18 protein-coding genes are annotated in these 15,857 nt (G+C 58.7%); 1 reads left to right on the forward strand and 17 read right to left on the reverse strand.

The annotated features are described in order from the left end of the window. Positions 1-232: 232 nt before the first annotated feature. From ACR0ES_RS11615 to ruvC, 14 genes are all read right to left on the reverse strand, one after another. A complete protein-coding gene (locus ACR0ES_RS11615; protein WP_480870841.1) occupies positions 233-829 on the reverse strand; it encodes an MOSC domain-containing protein in 597 nt (198 codons plus the stop codon). Between the two features lie 98 nt (positions 830-927). After that, positions 928-2,844, reverse strand: coding sequence for an ATP-dependent zinc metalloprotease FtsH (ftsH, locus tag ACR0ES_RS11620; RefSeq protein ID WP_267367030.1), 1,917 nt, complete (start codon positions 2,842-2,844; stop codon positions 928-930). Between the two features lie 75 nt (positions 2,845-2,919). Beyond that, a complete protein-coding gene (tilS, locus tag ACR0ES_RS11625) occupies positions 2,920-4,179 on the reverse strand; it encodes a tRNA lysidine(34) synthetase TilS (RefSeq protein ID WP_480870752.1) in 1,260 nt (419 codons plus the stop codon). Continuing rightward, the gene (gene ybgF / locus ACR0ES_RS11630; protein WP_480870842.1) at positions 4,170-4,994 is read right to left on the reverse strand and encodes a tol-pal system protein YbgF; all 825 of its coding nucleotides are present in this window, start codon (positions 4,992-4,994) and stop codon (positions 4,170-4,172) included. Before ybgF ends, tilS begins: the two co-directional genes overlap by 10 nt. A 4-nt stretch (positions 4,995-4,998) precedes the next feature. Continuing rightward, positions 4,999-5,505 (reverse strand): peptidoglycan-associated lipoprotein Pal, encoded by a 507-nt coding sequence (pal, locus tag ACR0ES_RS11635; RefSeq protein ID WP_480622769.1) that lies wholly within the window; start codon positions 5,503-5,505, stop codon positions 4,999-5,001. A 72-nt stretch (positions 5,506-5,577) separates the two neighbouring features. Continuing rightward, positions 5,578-6,897, reverse strand: a complete 1,320-nt coding sequence (tolB, locus tag ACR0ES_RS11640) for a Tol-Pal system beta propeller repeat protein TolB (RefSeq protein WP_480870754.1) — start codon at positions 6,895-6,897, stop codon at positions 5,578-5,580. Next, positions 6,894-7,997, reverse strand: coding sequence for an energy transducer TonB (locus tag ACR0ES_RS11645; RefSeq protein ID WP_480870756.1), 1,104 nt, complete (start codon positions 7,995-7,997; stop codon positions 6,894-6,896). The genes tolB and ACR0ES_RS11645 overlap by 4 nt, the downstream gene beginning before the upstream one ends. A gap of 9 nt (positions 7,998-8,006) precedes the next feature. Continuing rightward, on the reverse strand, positions 8,007-8,483 hold the full coding sequence (gene tolR, locus ACR0ES_RS11650; RefSeq protein WP_480483970.1) for a protein TolR: 477 nt from the start codon (positions 8,481-8,483) through the stop codon (positions 8,007-8,009). 2 nt (positions 8,484-8,485) lie between these two features. Beyond that, positions 8,486-9,181 carry a protein TolQ gene (gene tolQ / locus ACR0ES_RS11655; RefSeq protein WP_209505518.1) on the reverse strand — a complete coding sequence of 232 codons (696 nt, stop codon included), beginning with the start codon at positions 9,179-9,181 and terminating at the stop codon, positions 8,486-8,488. A gap of 109 nt (positions 9,182-9,290) precedes the next feature. After that, positions 9,291-9,674, reverse strand: a complete 384-nt coding sequence (gene ybgC / locus ACR0ES_RS11660; protein WP_209505516.1) for a tol-pal system-associated acyl-CoA thioesterase — start codon at positions 9,672-9,674, stop codon at positions 9,291-9,293. Beyond that, positions 9,671-10,294 (reverse strand): hypothetical protein, encoded by a 624-nt coding sequence (locus tag ACR0ES_RS11665; protein WP_480870758.1) that lies wholly within the window; start codon positions 10,292-10,294, stop codon positions 9,671-9,673. The genes ybgC and ACR0ES_RS11665 overlap by 4 nt, the downstream gene beginning before the upstream one ends. Positions 10,295-10,358: 64 nt before the next feature. After that, positions 10,359-11,378 carry a Holliday junction branch migration DNA helicase RuvB gene (ruvB, locus tag ACR0ES_RS11670; RefSeq protein WP_480473735.1) on the reverse strand — a complete coding sequence of 340 codons (1,020 nt, stop codon included), beginning with the start codon at positions 11,376-11,378 and terminating at the stop codon, positions 10,359-10,361. A gap of 4 nt (positions 11,379-11,382) precedes the next feature. Next, positions 11,383-12,060, reverse strand: coding sequence for a Holliday junction branch migration protein RuvA (ruvA, locus tag ACR0ES_RS11675; protein WP_480870760.1), 678 nt, complete (start codon positions 12,058-12,060; stop codon positions 11,383-11,385). After that, positions 12,057-12,554 (reverse strand): crossover junction endodeoxyribonuclease RuvC, encoded by a 498-nt coding sequence (gene ruvC, locus ACR0ES_RS11680; protein WP_209598197.1) that lies wholly within the window; start codon positions 12,552-12,554, stop codon positions 12,057-12,059. Before ruvC ends, ruvA begins: the two co-directional genes overlap by 4 nt. A 334-nt stretch (positions 12,555-12,888) precedes the next feature. Between ruvC and ACR0ES_RS11685 the strand changes: the two genes are divergently transcribed. After that, the gene (locus tag ACR0ES_RS11685) at positions 12,889-13,104 is read left to right on the forward strand and encodes a DUF1127 domain-containing protein (RefSeq protein WP_267364114.1); all 216 of its coding nucleotides are present in this window, start codon (positions 12,889-12,891) and stop codon (positions 13,102-13,104) included. A 106-nt stretch (positions 13,105-13,210) separates the two neighbouring features. Here the strand turns inward: ACR0ES_RS11685 and ACR0ES_RS11690 are convergent, their stop codons facing one another. The 3 genes from ACR0ES_RS11690 to ACR0ES_RS11700 all read right to left on the reverse strand — a co-directional run bounded on the left by ACR0ES_RS11690 (position 13,211) and on the right by ACR0ES_RS11700 (position 15,834). After that, on the reverse strand, positions 13,211-13,567 hold the full coding sequence (locus ACR0ES_RS11690; RefSeq protein WP_267364115.1) for a hypothetical protein: 357 nt from the start codon (positions 13,565-13,567) through the stop codon (positions 13,211-13,213). Positions 13,568-13,656: 89 nt separating this feature from the next. After that, positions 13,657-14,535: a 50S ribosomal protein L11 methyltransferase gene (locus tag ACR0ES_RS11695; protein WP_480870762.1), complete on the reverse strand. Its 879-nt coding sequence runs from the start codon at positions 14,533-14,535 to the stop codon at positions 13,657-13,659. Positions 14,536-14,601: 66 nt separating this feature from the next. Next, positions 14,602-15,834: an MFS transporter gene (locus ACR0ES_RS11700; RefSeq protein ID WP_480488206.1), complete on the reverse strand. Its 1,233-nt coding sequence runs from the start codon at positions 15,832-15,834 to the stop codon at positions 14,602-14,604. Positions 15,835-15,857: the final 23 nt, after the last annotated feature.

A 15,857-nucleotide genomic window follows, 5' to 3' on the forward strand; every position in this document is an offset into this window, starting at 1 on the left:
CACTGGATATTCCAAGCTTCGCGCCGATCTCCTGGATCGGCTTCTTATTCGCTTCACGCGCAATTTCGATGTCGGATTTATAGCTCATTGGCCGGGGTCCTTGATTGAATACCGTGCAAAACCGACGTCTAACGTCGGCGCTACGCATTCCATACCCTTGTGTACAATCTGATTAGCCATGGATTCCGACATTCTGGCGTCGCGAAGCGTCGTCAGGGCACTTCATCTATAACTAATAGGAAACCTGCATATTTTCAGGGCTCCAGGCTGGCTGGTCTGGAACAAAGAGCTTGAGGTGATCGCCCAGTTGAATGCGCCCGGGACGTTCGACCCAGCCCGTGACACCCCGGCGTCCGACGGCAGCAGGTTTTAACCCTGCACCATACCCCTGATGATCCGCTTCGATTTCGCGACCGGGCAATACGCAGGGTGCGTTTTCCATATCCACAGTGATCGTCAGCCCGTTGACCGCCTGAATACGCGAGGACGGCGGAATGTGCGAGAAATCCGGAATACCTTTCAGCACTATGGATGCGCCCAGATAAGACGGGTCAAGCTGGTCCAGCCCCATGTTCTGCGCGATCTGCTGCAACTCTTCCAAGGACAGCACCGACAGTTGACGAACATTGCGGATTTCAGTGCCCTTGGGATAGAGATTCGAGACCCGAACACAGGACGCACGGTTCAGACCTTCGTGCCGCTCGCCTTTCACACCCTCAAACCCAAGATCCAGCAACTCAACGGGCTTGGCACGAAGCGATCCGCCGGCAGGAACAAGGCCCAGCCAAAGAACTTCGGCTGCAAATTCGGTTTCCCGCAAAAACGGCATACGTGCTTCCCTTCCCATTGGTGTCTGCCAGCGCATAATGCTCAGTAACGCTCTGATGGAAAGAGAAAAACCCGGGTCAGAGCCCGGGTTCTTGCTGGTTATGCTGTCGGTTCAGGTTCCATCCCGCCCTCAGGCGGTGATTTCTTTGCCTTGGTCTTGGGGATGGCTGTCACGCTGGGCGCACTGCCCTCGTCCGACTTGTCGTTCCGGTCATCACTGTCGCCGGGCGACTCCCCGTTCATGACGCGTTTGATTTCGTCACCGGTCAGTGTTTCGTATTCCAGCAGCCCTTGGGCCAGACGCTCCCATTCCTCGTTCTGATCGGTCAGAATCTTGTGCGCCTGTTCATAGCCTTGCTGGATCAGACGCTTTACCTCTTCTTCAATCAGTTCCTTGGTATGAGCCGATACCGAGAACCCGGCAGTATTGCCCTGGTATCCCTCATGCGCCTCGGCATAGTCGATATTGCCGACCTTGTCCGACATACCCCAGCGCATCACCATGGCGCGTGCCAGTTGGCTGGCCTGCATGATGTCCCCGGCAGGACCGTTCGACACGTGATCTTCGCCATACTTGATGACTTCGGCAGCTTTCCCCGCCATGGTCATCGCCAGCTTTTGTTCGCACTCATCCCGGTGATAGTTCAGGCGATCCATTTCCGGCAGCGAAACCACCATACCCAGCGCACCCCCGCGCGGTATGATGGTCGCCTTGTAGACCGGATCGCACATGGGCAGAGACAGACCAACAACAGCATGACCCGCTTCGTGATAGGCAGTTTTTTCCTTCTGATCCTGCGTCAGCACCATCGAGCGGCGCTCGGCCCCCATCATCACCTTGTCCTTGGCGTTTTCAAAATCTTCCATGGTGACAAAGCGACGACCCACGCGCGCGGCCATCAACGCGGCCTCGTTCACGAGGTTGGCCAAATCCGCACCCGAGAAGCCGGGCGTACCGCGCGCGATGATGCGCAGATCGACATCGGGGCCCAGCGGCGTCTTGCGTGCGTGAACGCCCAGAATTTTCTCGCGGCCCTTGATGTCCGGGTTGCCGACTGTGACCTGACGGTCGAACCGGCCCGGTCGCAGCAGCGCGGGGTCCAGAACGTCCTTGCGGTTTGTCGCTGCCAGAATGATTACACCTTCGTTGGCCTCAAACCCGTCCATTTCGACCAGCAACTGGTTGAGCGTTTGTTCCCGCTCGTCGTTGCCGCCACCATACCCGGCGCCGCGATGACGACCCACAGCGTCAATTTCATCGATAAACACGATACAGGGCGCGTTCTTTTTCGCCTGCTCGAACATGTCACGCACGCGGGACGCACCCACACCAACGAACATTTCGACAAAATCCGAACCCGAGATGGTGAAGAACGGCACGCCCGCCTCACCCGCAATGGCACGGGCCAGAAGCGTCTTACCGGTACCCGGAGGGCCAACCAGCAGCGCGCCCTTGGGGATCTTGCCACCAAGGCGGCTGAACTTCTGCGGGTTTCGCAGGAATTCGACAATCTCTTCCAGCTCTTCCTTGGCCTCGTCGATACCGGCAACATCGTCAAAGGTCACGCGGCCATGCTTTTCGGTCAGCATCTTGGCCTTGGACTTGCCAAAGCCCATCGCGCCACCTTTGCCGCCGCCTTGCATCCGATTCATGAAATAGACCCAGACACCGATCAGCAGCAGGAAAGGCAGCAGCGTGATCAGGAACGACTGAAAGCCTGATTGCTGTTGTTTCACGGCCTGGACTGGTATGTTTTCCTCGATCAGAAGCTTGGTCACTTCGGCGTCGCCGGGTTTGATCGTGACATAGCTGGCACCGCTTTGCAGGGTATAGCGAATCTGCTCACCATCCAGGGTCACATTCTTGACTTCACCGCTCTGGACGGCACCGACAAAGTCGGAATAGGTTTTCTCGTTGCTCTGAAGCGTTCCGCCCGGTCCACTGAACAGATTGAACAGTGCAAGGATGAGCAGGAACAAAACGACCCAAAACGCGATATTGCGAGCGTTGCCCAAGGAAATTCTCCTAAAAGTTCCGGCAGGTGAGACGCTGCCAAGTTACCTCTTAAAATAGAGAGGATTGTCGTATGTTCAATGCGATAAAAAAGATGTGTGGAACTCGGGCCAATCTGACGCAAGACTGGCATGCCAACCATTCGCGAGACCCGCAAGCGGGGCGGCCAGCACCCTATCCGCATTCCAAACCGCAGGCGTCGCTGTCAAAGCTATCCTGGGACGCCCGGTTGCACGCCACTCGGGCACCTGTTGCAACCCCTCACCGCCCAAAGCGCGGATTTCTGCGCCCATTATTGCCGGTCCGCTGAGCCGCCATTTGCCATCCCACACAGCACTGGGCGCCGCGATCTGAGATTTCACGGCATTAAATTCCCTGCAAATCCAAACACTCCCGCCTTGTGGAACAATCAGACAACCGCCCACTGACCCCGATTGCCCATTCGCAACTGCATCCATTGCCTGATCCACGGCCGCCTGACGCGGGGGATAACCCGACCCGGCAATCCACGAGAGGATTCCCAGCAGGACACGACGCCGAATCTCAAGGGGCAACGCGGCAAATCCGGCCCGGTTCACCCTCACGTCACTTTGATCCACCTGCGCCACGGACCCTGCGGATTCTTGCGCACAGACGCCAAGTGCCGTGTGTGCCTGCGCCAGATTGTCCGCTACGCGGGACAATGAAAGCGCATCAATTCCCAAAGGTTCCAGCCCACCCAAAGCTTCGCGCGCCTTGATCCGATCGAAACGGGCATCCTGATTCGAAGGATCGTCCACCCATGCTACGCCAGCCTCAGTCAGATGGGTGCGCAGCTGTTCACGGGTGATCCCCAGCATCGGACGCAGCAACGTCAGACCCCGCTGTTTCCGAATAGCCGACATGCCGGACAGGCCCGTGACCCCGGATGATCGGCCCAACCGCATCAGCAGTGTTTCCGCCTGATCATCTGCGGTGTGGCCCAGCGCAATGGCATCGATTCCGCGGCCCTTTGCCCATTCGGATAATAATTCATACCGCGCCTGACGTGCCCGGTCCTGCAAGTTACCGGTTCTGTCCCATCCCGACCAACGCAGCGTATCATGAGACATCCCCAACGCAGCAGCCTGCCGGGATACCGTTTCGGCCTCGCGCGCGGATTCGGGTCGCAAACCGTGGTCGACCGTGGCAACGAAAAGGGTGATGGCCTCATCTTGCGCCACCTGATGCAAAAGATGCATCAAGGCGACGGAATCCCCGCCTCCCGAAACTGCAATCCCCAACTTGCGCGGAAGTGTTTCGGGTAGCCGGGCGCGCAGGTCTGCAAGTAGTTTGCCGGAGTGATGGTTCAAGTACATCCCAACGCGGTCATCTCCTGCGTGGCGTTCGAAAACTCTGGCGCAGAAGGAAAGCGTACTCCGACCTCATTAAGCGTGATGCAGGCCTGATCGGTCTGTCCCAAACGGCCAAGCGCCGCGCCCAGTTCGTACAGCGCCTCGGGTGCAAATGCGCCCTCGGAATCACCCGTGAAGCTGGCCAGAAATGCCCGGGCCGCTTCGCGTGTGTCGCCAATCCCTTCTAGGGCATGACCGCGTTTCAGGTTGGCTTCGGGCGCCAGCGGACTGCCGGGATAGCTTGTTTCAAACTGCGCAAACAACGTGGCAGCAGTCTGGAAATCGCCGTCGGCCAACGCTTGCGAAGCTGCGTCAAAATCAGCGCGTTCACCTATGGCCAGTTCACCATGATCAGTTGCCGTTGGCGTTTCGACACTTGTTGGCCCGGTTATAGCAGTGGCCGTGTCACCACCAAGTGTCGAGGTCTCACCCAACGTCGACAAATCGCCGCCTTCCAGTTCAACCAGCCTGAACTCAAGGTCACCGATTCGGTTGGTGCCGTCAGTGACAATGTTCTGCACCCGCTGGTTCAATTGCTCGGTCTGGCGGGTCAGGCGCTGCAATTCGGCCTCGATGGCATCCACCCGTTCAAGGACCGAACTGCCGGACAGGTTTGGTGCGGGCGAACCCGTAGTGGAAAACTCGCGCTTCAAACGCTGAATTTCCACATGCAATACCGTCAGTTCCTGACGGATATCCGCAAGGGTCTGTTGATCCTGTGCCTGTGCAACACCAGCCGTCGCCACAACCGCCGCCAAAACCCATCCTGCAATGCGCATCATCTTACCCCAGAGTTGACCCGGTCAGAACCGTTACTGCACGACGGTTCTTGGAATAACATTCCTCGGTGCTGCAAATCTCGATCGGGCGTTCCTTGCCATAGCTCACGGTGTTCAGGCGGCTGCCCGCGACGCCCCGCGAAATCAGGTACTCACGCGCAGCGTTCGCCCGGCGTGCGCCCAGTGCAAGGTTGTATTCCCGCGTGCCCTGCTCATCAGCGTGACCTTCGATCGTTGCGACAAAATCCGGATTGGCCAGCAGCCAGTCCGCCTGCCCCTGCAACACTGTTTGCGCCTCGGGCGACAGCGTCGACTGGTCAACGGCAAACAGGACACGGTCCCCGACCGTTTGCTGGAAATACGCGGGTGAGCGTGGATCACTCGGTGATCCGGGGACAATGGATCCTACGCCACTGCCACTACCGCCACCCAAGGCAGAGGGGTCATTGTTTGTGCAGGCGGCGATCACACTCAGCGCGCCCAGCGCCAGAACTTTGCTCAATACGTTCATTTCAGGTGCCTCGTGTTATGTTTATTGCCGCCTGTCTACCACAGGGACGATTTGTTGTGAACTTTGCTGCGATCAATTCTGCAATGGACCCCAGGACGGATCGCTGCCGCCGTCCGGTGTACGTACCGGGCGCAGGTTCCTACCCGAGATATCCACCGAGTAAAGCGATGCCCTACCACTGGCCCCCTGCGTTTCGCGGGTAAACATAATGACCCGGCCATTGGGCGACCACGTGGGGCCTTCATCCAGGAAAGAGGCTGTCAGCAAACGTTCTTCTGACCCGTCGATGCGCATCACGCCGATATGGAACCGGCCCTGGTTCTGCTTGGTAAAGGCGATCAGGTCGCCGCGCGGTGACCAGACCGGGGTACCATAGCGGCCCGCGCCAAAGCTGATCCGCGTGGCCTCGCCCCCGTTTGCTACCATCACGTACAATTGCGGTGCGCCGGAGCGGTCGCTTTCAAAGACGATCCGGCTGCCATCAGGTGAATAGCTGGGGGCCGTTTCAATTGCAGGCGTGTTGGTCAGGCGCGTACTTTGCCCCGAGGCGATATCCATCTTCCACAGATCGGTATTGCCGCCCTGAATCAGCGAATAGACAATCGACCGGCCATCCGGCGAGAACCGTGGCGAAAAGCTCATCGTCCCGTCCTGCGTCTTCAGTTCCCGCGGTTTCGGGCGCCCGACTTCAGTCACGTATATGCGCGGGCTGCCGCTTTCATAACTTGTATAAAGCAGCCGGTCACCGGTGGGGGAGAAACGGGGCGCCAGAACGATTGCGGCGCTGTCAGTCATGTACTGCACATTCGCGCCATCGTAATCCATGATCGCCAAACGCTTCAGGCGCTGGTCCTTCGGCCCGCTTTCCGAAACAAAGGCAACGCGGCTGTCAAAATAACCGCCTTCACCTGTGATCCGGCTATAGACCTGATCGGCCACTTTATGCGCCATGCGCCGCCACCCGTCGGTGGTACCTGCTAGCTGAAGACCATTGCCCAGTTCCTGGCCCGAAAACACATCCCACACCCGGAACCGAACCGTCAGTTTCTGACCGGACACATTGACAGCGCCCGTGATCAGCGCGTCAGCGTTGATCGCCTTCCAATCCGCAAACTGAACCGGAGCTTCGAAGCTGCTGACCCGGCTGATGAACGCATCCGAGGAGATTTCGCGGAACAACCCGGTCCCGGTCAGGTCAGCCGCCACCACGCGCGAGATATCCTGCGCGAACTGTGCTGCGGCCGGACTGTCCGGCACAAAATTCGGAACGGCAAAGGGCAAGGGTTCGATAATCCCCTCATCCAGTTCCAGACGCAAAGGCCCGTTCTGTGCATAAACCGGCGCAGACATCAGTGTCAGGCCGACAAAGAGGCTGGTCAGAAGCTTCATCATTTGATCCGCATCCTCTCGGGGTTAAATGTAATCTCAACATCCTGCCAATGTTCGTATTTGTCAGCAGGCAAATCATATCCTTTGGCCCCGCAGCGCAAAATAGCGCGTCGCGCAGCCTCGTAGGCCTGTTTAACGGCTCCTGCCGAGCCGCCAGAGCTGTCCAGCATCCGAACACTGCCGCCGACGACCGTACCATCGCGGTTCAGTGAGAACGCAATAACAACCACAGTGTTCAGCGCATCCGTGGACAAGGAACCCACATTCCAACATCCAGAGACAGCCAGTCGCATCGCGTCTTTCTCTCCGCTGGTCAGCGGTGGGCCAGAAGGTTCGGACCCGCTGCCCAAGGCTTCGGCCAGGGCGTCGTTGATTGCCGTTTCATCGGTTTGTTTTTCCGGTTCCGCGGTCGCCTCAGGCGTTTTGGCCACAACGGGTTCCTGCGGCGGGTTTGGCCGGTTTGGACGCACGCGCGGCCGCGGAGATGTCAGGGGCGACTGTTCCTTGGCTTCCTCGGCCTCAGTCACAATCTCCGGGGCTGCCTCTTGCGGCGCGGTCTGATCCTGCTGTTCCTGCTGAACTTCTGCGCCTTCATCCAGGGATACCGGCGGCGTTTCAAAATCATCAGGCTTTGCCTCGGGCGGCGGCGGAGCTATCGCCTCGGGCGCGACGCGATCTGATGGGCGCGGCTGTGCCTCCGGACCGGGCGGCGCAGGCTGTGCAACAGGTTCGACCTGAGGTTCCGTCAGAACCGGAGGCTCGTCAGGAACCTCGGGTTCAGGCGGCGCTTCCACGATGATGGGCTCTGGCTCTGGTTCCGGTTCAGCCGGTGCAACAGGTTCAGGGCGGGGCTGTTCGTCACTCTCGGGTTCCGGCGGCTTGGTCACAGCCTCCGGCTCGGGCGGCTGCTGCAACGCGGTCGGCACTTCGGGGAGTTCCGGCGCATCCCGCTGGGCCGTCATGGCCGCGAATTGTTCAGCCGTGATCACAGAGACATCCTGCACAGCCATCGGCAACGGTTCGGACCGGAAGGTGCCGCCGAACATTGCCCATCCGATCAGGCTGACATGCGCAATCGCTGAAATCTTGGTGCCGGTATCCACCGTGCGACCTCACTCTCCACCTTCATCCAGCGTCGGCCCGCCGGTATCGGTCACAAGGCCAACGTTGGAAAACCCGCCCGCGTTCAGCGCACCCATGACCTGCATCACCTGTGCATAAGGGATTGCGCCATCGGCCCGCAGGAAAACCCGGTCGCTGCTCCGCTCTGCCGCAATGGCACGCAGCTTGCCAATCAACTCTTCGCGCAACACGTCGGTGGTCTGGATCTGCACGCGGCCGTCTGCGGTCAGGGTCACGGTCAAAGGCTCTTCGTTGTCGCCGGGCAGCGCACTGGCTGCGGTCTTGGGCAGATCGACCGGAACACCGACCGTCAGCAATGGCGCGGCCACCATGAAGATGATCAGCAACACCAGCATGACATCCACGAAAGGTGTCACATTGATCTCGGCCATCGGCTGCGCGCGACCGCGACGCCGACCACGCCTGCGCCCATTGCCGTTCGAAGATTGCTGGATCGCAGCGCCCATCGTCAGCTGTCCAACTGGCGCGACAGAATGGTTGCGAATTCATCCGCAAAGGCTTCATAGCCGCCAACGATCCGGTCACTATCGGCGCTGAGTTTGTTATAGAAAATCACCGCCGGGATCGCCGCCAAAAGGCCCAACCCTGTCGCCATCAACGCCTCTGCAATACCGGGGGCCACAACGGCAAGGTTGGTGTTTTGCTGTTCGGCAATCTCGATGAATGCATTCATGATGCCCCAAACGGTGCCAAACAGCCCGATAAACGGAGCCGTGGAGCCGACAGTTGCCAGAATGGGAAGACCTTTTTGCAGGGTTTCCGCCTCTTTCGCGATGGCGACATCCATCGACCGGTCGATCCGCGCGGTTGCCCCGGCAATCAGCCCGCCATCATTGCGATGCGACCTGCGCCACTCGATCATGCCTGACGCAAAGATCTTTTCCGAGCTGCCATCCGGCTGCGTTCCGATCTGCTCGAACAACTCATCCAACGGGTTGCCCGACCAGAAGCTTTCATCAAAAACCTGCGCCTCGCGTCGGGCCGCGCGATAGTTGATCAGCTTCTGAATGATGATCCCCCAGGACCAGATGGATGCGCCGGTAAGTACCAGCATCACCAGTTTGACGATAAAGGTCGCGCGGGCAAACAGCCCCCACATGGAGAAGTCGATCTCCTGCGCCAGCGCCAGCGTTTCAGCTTCCATGAACCTGCTCTTTGTTTTGCCTGATGGCCGTTCGTTTGGCCTTATTTTGCCAAACGCTATCTCAGTTGGTCATGAAAAGCCAACAGAACCACCCATGGTCCGCAAATTGTTACATCAATGCGCGAATCTCTGCCGGCAATCGGATCGGTTTGCCCGCTTTATTGATGCAAACGGCCGTGACAGATGCACGAAATATTTCGGTCTCACCGCGTCGGACAAGCTGCGCCATGGTCAGACGCACGCCCGAAATTTCGGTGACTTCGGTTTCGACGATCAATTCATCATCGAACCTCGCAGGTGCCAGATACTCGGCCTCGACCCGCCGCACGACCCAAACAATGCCCTCGTCCCGCATGGCGTTTTGGTCATTGCCCAGATTACGCACCCAGTCCGAGCGCGCGCGTTCGATATAGCGCAGGTAGTTCGCGTGATAGACAACCCCACCCATGTCGGTGTCTTCATAATACACGCGGATGGGGTAGGTGTGTTTCATTGCAACGCCTCCAGTCGGGCAAACAGCCTTAACGCGTGCGAGGCATCCTGTGCCGCCCGTGGCAAAACCGGATCATAGGCCGCCCGGATCAAGGACGCGATGTCGGGACGCAGGATCGTGGCCTCACCTGCGATTGCCAGTGGAGATTGATTGCGAAATGCAGTGTCCGACCAGAGCAAGATGGTCTGCACGACCTGATTGAGCGCAAGGGTTTCCGCCGGAACCTTGGACAATTCCTTGTCCATGCGCAGAAACACAAACGCCGCGCGGACCGCGCCATCTTCTTCGAACCGGAAAATGCGGTACTGGTTTGCATCTGCCGCGACCAGACGCGCGACCAAAGGTTCCAGATCCGGGATCAATCGATCAAGGTCCGGTACCTCCAGCAGCTCCTGCCAGTCCCGGAAAAAGAAAACCATGCAATTCGCGCCAAGCTCAGGGTCCGTCTCGGCCATTTGGTGACCGGCCAGCGTGACAACGGCTTCGAAAGCCCCTTTTACGGTGGCCAGCGTCTCGTCTTCGACGCCGAAAACGATCGGAACAATAGGCCGCCCCCAGCGCGCAAACAGAAACTCGCCGCTTTCGCGTGTGAACAGCGCTTCAATTTCTTCCGGTGTCACCGCCAGCCCTTCATCTTTTCAAAAATACTCTCGCCGAAAGGCATAAAATCTAAGCGCGCTGGCTTCAACCGAACAGATCGCTTTGCCGCTTGGGCGCGGCCATCCCAAGATGCGTCCACGCCTTCTGCGCCAACATCCGCCCGCGCGGAGTACGCTGGATCAGCCCCTGTTGCAGCAAATAGGGCTCAATCACTTCCTCAAGCGAGTCGCGGCTTTCGGACAGCGCGGCAGACAGGGTTTCAATCCCCACCGGGCCACCTGCATAGTTTTCGGCAATCAGCTTCAGATACCGCCGGTCCGCACCATCAAGGCCCAGATTATCGACGCCCAGACGGGTCAAGGCACCATCGGCAAGGTCCCGTGTGATCCGCCCGTCCCCTTCGACAATCGCGAAATCCACAACACGCCTCAGCAATCGCCCGGCGATACGTGGCGTTCCGCGCGACCGGCGCGCGATTTCGCGAGCACCATCGTTATCCGCGGGCGCGCCCAGTTTCCGCGCGTTCCGGGTTACAATTTCGTGCAATTCATCAACCGTGTAGAACTGAAGCCGGGTCGGGATACCAAACCGGTCACGCAAGGGCGTTGTCAGCAGACCCATCCGCGTAGTGGCCCCCACAAGTGTGAATGGCTGCAATTCGATCCGAACGGTGCGCGCAGCAGGGCCTTCGCCGATAACAAGATCCAGCTCGAAATCTTCCATCGCCGGGTACAGCACTTCCTCCACAACCGGGTTGAGCCTGTGAATCTCGTCGATGAACAGCACGTCACGCGATTCAAGATTGGTCAGGATCGCCGCCAGATCCCCCGCCTTGGCCAGAACCGGGCCTGAGGTCATGCGGAAGTTCACTCCCAATTCACGCGCCATGATCTGCGCGAGGGTCGTTTTGCCCAACCCCGGAGGTCCATGAAACAAGGTGTGGTCCATCGCCTCGCCGCGTTGCCGGGCTGACTGGATAAAGATGCGCAAGTTGGCGCGCGCCTCAGCCTGACCAATGAATTCATCAAGCCCCTGAGGACGCAAGGCGCGGTCATTGTCTTCCGGCAGGGGCTCCGGGCGCAGGGTGGGATCAGCGTCAACCATTCACTTACCCTTTCGGAGCCAGCAGCCTGAGGGCCGCGCGGATCAGATCAGCCTCGTCCGCATCCGGCTGGCTTGCAGCCGCTTCAGCCACAGCGCCCGCCGCGTCGGACGGCCCATATCCAAGATTGGCCAGCGCCGACAACGCCCCGGCAGACGCAGCCGCAGCACCCGATGGCGGTTTCGGAACACGTCTCGGCGCGGGCGTAGCGTCATTTGGTTCAACAACCTCGAGTTCCGGCCCGTCCATCGCCTGAGCAATCGTGCCGCCCATGGCCATCACGCCAGGTGCCTTATCCTTGAGGTCCAACACGATCCGCTGGGCGGTTTTTGGCCCGACGCCCTTGGCCGCCTTGACCGCGCCCCAGTCCCCAAGGGCAATTGCGCGGCTGACACCGTCGGGCCCCAGTGCACTCAGGATCGCCAGCGACACCTTCGCGCCGACCCCCTGAACGGAGCACAGCAGGCGATGCCACTCTTTCTCGACAAGCGACAGAAACCCGTAAAGCTGCATAAGGTCTTCGCGGACGACCATGTCAGTGTAGATCGAGACCGCCTCGCCCGCCCCCGGCAATGCCGCCAAGGTTCGGTCGGAACAATAGACAAGATAGCCGACGCCCCGAACATCGATCAGCACATGATCCACCGCGCGGTAATCCAGCCGCCCTGTCAGTTTGCCGATCATGCCCGCACCTCTTTCACACGCGCCTGTTGCGTTTTCCCGTAATAGGCATGGCAGATCGCAATCGCCAGTGCATCCGCCGCGTCGGCCCCTTTCGGCAAACAGCCCGGCAATTGCAGTTTGACCATATGCAAAACCTGCTCTTTCTCGGCATGACCCACGCCCACCACGGTCTTTTTCACCCGGTTGGGTGCATACTCCCCCACCGGCAAACCGGCCTGTGCCAGCGTCAGCAACGCCACACCACGCGCCTGCCCCAATTTGAGGGTTCCGGCCCCATCCTTGTTCACGAATGTCTGTTCGATAGCAGCCTGGTCGGGTCTGTGATCCGCAATCACTTCGACAATCTGATTGTGCAGCGACAGCAGCCGCTCGCCCAGATCGTCCCCATCCGATTTGCACAACCCGTTGGCCACATGGCTCAGGCGGCTGCCATTTGATTCGATGACGCCCCATCCCAGGGTTCTAAGCCCCGGATCGATGCCCAGAATTCGCATATTTTGCCTCGGCCTGCTCGGGTTGTGTGATCTTTTTTCAACGCCTAGCACGAAGCGTGAACATTTTCCAAGCGAATTGACCCTAGGGCTGAAAACGACACGCGTGTCTCAGGCGCGACTTCGGGCGCATTTTGCGACCCAGTGAAGTCTGAATTCGACACTTTCCCAAAGGCTTTTTCACCAATTGTTAAAAGGGGATTACAGCTTCGTGAAGCCTTGCAGAAAACGCATAGGACACATGCAAAAACTGAACTTGTGCTAACGAAATGACAGCACTAGATGCCCCGCAGATCGCAGAAATGCAATGTGAACACTAACCAGAAGGAAACAGGATATGGCTGCACTGGACACAACCCGCGTCGCTACCACTGGCTCGTTCGGCCTTGTTGGCCGTATCGGCGCATTTTTCGTGTCGGCCGTTAACGCCGCAGTTGAATGGAATGACGCCCGCGTAACCCGCAACGCGCTGACCGGTCTGACCGACCGCGAACTGGACGATATCGGCCTGTGCCGTGGTGACATCGACTCCATCGCCGAAGGTCGCCGCTAAGAACCGGCCACTACGCTTATTTGCCCCTTCCTCCTCCCTTGAGGGGCACACAAAAACACCGCGCACCATAAGGGTACGCGGTGTTTTTTTAATCCGAGGGAGCGGATTAGTAGAAAACTTTGTTCAGCTGAGCGGCGAGGGCTTGCGACACAGGGTCGATTTGCATCACCCAGGCACCGGCTTTTTCGACTGGCGTACCTTCGTTCAGGCTGTCGATCCGATATTGATAGCCGGTCGGGCCAAGGTGGGACAAAAGAAATGCTTTGAAGGCGAAGAAACCCACAAGCGTAAGCAGCAGCACCTTTGCTGGCACCGCCGAGCTCACCCGCTGCGGCCTCATCACAACCAGGCCATCCTTGCGCATCGTCGCGCGATAGCCACGGCTCATCTTTTGGTGTTTCTTGTTCAGGCGACTTACGCGCTGATTGAACTCCAGTTGTTTACCCGTCATGGCAGCCTCCAAAAACCGCCCCCCTCGACTTCATTCAGAAAACGGTAAAAAGAGATTGCGACAAAAACGTGGCAAAAACCTATAAAACTCCTGCAAATGGCCTAATTCGCGCCCTGTTTGGTTAAAATTAGGGTCGTCCACTCACCAATCTCGGCCCTATAGGTCTGATTGAACCCGTTTTGTGAATAAACGGAAACCACGTCATCGGCCTGTTCGTTAAGGATTCCCGACAGGATCGCGTGCCCACCTGGGCGGAGATTCGCTGCCATTTCGGGTGATAAAGCTACCAAAGGCCCTTTGAGGATATTGGCAAAAATCAGATCGTACGGCGCGTGCGCCTTTAGGTCGGGATGATCGAAACCTGCGGATTCAACACACTGAACCGCGCCGGACATACCGTTTGCCTTCAGGTTGGCTTCGGCCACTTCAACGGCCACCTCGTCGATATCGCTGGCAATGAAATCGCCATCCCATACCCGGGCTGCCGCCATGGCCAGAACGGCCGTGCCGCAACCGATATCCGCTACTTTCGAGGCACTGAACCCTTCATCCAACAACCGGTCCAGAGCTTTCAAACATCCCAGCGTGGTACCGTGATGTCCGGTACCAAAGGCCATTGCCGCCTCGATCAGCAGTGGAATGCGACCGTCGGGCAGCTTGTCGGCATCGTGGCTGCCATAGACAAAAAAGCGGCCCGCCTCAACCGGGGCAAGCTCTCGCCGAACATGGGCCACCCAATCCGTTTCAGGCACTTCCGACACAACAAAAGGTTTGGCTTCAAAAGCAACTGCCAGAACGGCCAATGCGGTCTCGTCAGGGGCTTCGGTAAAGTACCCGCCCACTTCCCACAGGCCCGAACCGTCTTCGACCTCGAACACACCGACGCCGGTTGGTTCGGGCTCCAGACGCTCCATCGCTTCGCCCAGACCTTCGGCGGCTTTCTTACCTGTCAGCGTGGTCAGCGCAGTGAATGTGGGCATCCGGAACTCCTGTGTCAGTTGGCACTGCGCGTAGGACGGGGCGCCGCCAACGTCAAGCTTTGCGGCCTATTCCGCCGGGGCTGGCGCGTATTTGCTCAGGACGGTCTCATTGCCCGGTTCCGGGTGGCGCGGAACCAGCAGGGACAACAGCAGAGAAACGACCGCCATCGCCGCCGCAAGGCCAAACACGGCACCTGGCGACACGACCCAGAGCAAACCCAGCAACGCGGGCAAGAAAACCGCGGCGATATGGTTGATCGTGAACGCGACTGCGGCAGTTGGCGCAATATCCGCCGGATCGGCGATTTTCTGAAAATAGGTTTTCAGTGCAAGCGCCAGCGCGAACAGCACATGGTCGATGACATAGAGTGTCGCCGCCAACAGCACGCCCCAGCCAAACCAGTAGATGCCACCATAGGCTGCGAACACGATTGCCAGACCGGTATATTCAAAGATCAACGTGCGCCGTTCGCCAAACCTGGCCACTGCTTTACCCAGCAACGGAGCAACCATCATGTTGATCATCAGGTTGATCAGATACAGGCTGGTCAGCTCATGCACTTCAAAGCCGAACTTCTCGACCATCATGAACCCGGCAAACACGACAAAGATCTGTCGCCGCGCACCCGCCATGAATTGCAGAGCGTAATACAGCCAGTATCGACGGCGCAGGATCAGTTTCTTGGTTTGCGGCGTGGGGGCATCGAATTGTGGGAAGGCGAACAGGCAAAACAGGGCCAGCAAAGCTGTTGCACCGCCAGCAGCCATGAAGACAAAGTTGTAGGACAGATCGAACCGCTCCCAGGTCAGAACGATCAGCCCGTACACCACCATCGTTGCTGCCGAGCCCATAGCGACCAGCCACCCCAATACCTGCGGTGCGCGATCCTTGGGAAGCCATTGCAGCTGAAGCGACTGGTTCACAGTCTCATAGTAGTGAAACCCGATTGAACTGAACAAGGTCACGAACAACAATCCGCCAAGGCTTGGGAACCAGGCCGTCAAAGCCGTTGCGACCCCAAGCATCATCAGCGAGATCATTGCCAGCACCTGCTCGCGAATGAAAATGATGACGGCAATCACGCCGACCGCCAGAAAGCCCGGAATCTCGCGCACCGTGTGTAGCAGGCCGATATCGGCCCCGTCGAAATTCGCTGCCTCAATGACGAAGTTGTTCAACAGCGCGCTCCATGCATTAAACGCGATGGGCATGGTCAAGGCCATCACGAACAGAAGCGTGACAGGACGACGCCAGAACGGAAGGCTCTGCGCCTCGGCAAGGGGCATGGGTTTCAGCATGAGAATCCTCTACGCCCATTTCC

This window comes from Ruegeria sp. N7, from assembly GCF_056531345.1.

Excerpts from the sequence above, each read along its gene's own strand:
- ACR0ES_RS11615 (WP_480870841.1), bottom strand. The coding sequence starts at position 829 with ATGCCGTTTTTGCGGGAAACCGAATTTGCAGCCGAAGTTCTTTGGCTG.
- ruvC (WP_209598197.1), bottom strand. The coding sequence starts at position 12,554 with ATGCGAATTCTGGGCATCGATCCGGGGCTTAGAACCCTGGGATGGGGC.
- tolB (WP_480870754.1), bottom strand. The coding sequence starts at position 6,897 with ATGATGAAGCTTCTGACCAGCCTCTTTGTCGGCCTGACACTGATGTCT.
- ACR0ES_RS11685 (WP_267364114.1), top strand. The coding sequence starts at position 12,889 with ATGGCTGCACTGGACACAACCCGCGTCGCTACCACTGGCTCGTTCGGC.
- pal (WP_480622769.1), bottom strand. The coding sequence starts at position 5,505 with ATGAACGTATTGAGCAAAGTTCTGGCGCTGGGCGCGCTGAGTGTGATC.
- tolQ (WP_209505518.1), bottom strand. The coding sequence starts at position 9,181 with ATGGAAGCTGAAACGCTGGCGCTGGCGCAGGAGATCGACTTCTCCATG.
- ruvA (WP_480870760.1), bottom strand. The coding sequence starts at position 12,060 with ATGATCGGCAAACTGACAGGGCGGCTGGATTACCGCGCGGTGGATCAT.
- ACR0ES_RS11695 (WP_480870762.1), bottom strand. The coding sequence starts at position 14,535 with ATGCCCACATTCACTGCGCTGACCACGCTGACAGGTAAGAAAGCCGCC.
- ybgC (WP_209505516.1), bottom strand. The coding sequence starts at position 9,674 with ATGAAACACACCTACCCCATCCGCGTGTATTATGAAGACACCGACATG.
- tilS (WP_480870752.1), bottom strand. The coding sequence starts at position 4,179 with ATGTACTTGAACCATCACTCCGGCAAACTACTTGCAGACCTGCGCGCC.
- ybgF (WP_480870842.1), bottom strand. The coding sequence starts at position 4,994 with ATGCGCATTGCAGGATGGGTTTTGGCGGCGGTTGTGGCGACGGCTGGT.
- ruvB (WP_480473735.1), bottom strand. The coding sequence starts at position 11,378 with ATGGTTGACGCTGATCCCACCCTGCGCCCGGAGCCCCTGCCGGAAGAC.
- tolR (WP_480483970.1), bottom strand. The coding sequence starts at position 8,483 with ATGGGCGCTGCGATCCAGCAATCTTCGAACGGCAATGGGCGCAGGCGT.
- ACR0ES_RS11700 (WP_480488206.1), bottom strand. The coding sequence starts at position 15,834 with ATGCTGAAACCCATGCCCCTTGCCGAGGCGCAGAGCCTTCCGTTCTGG.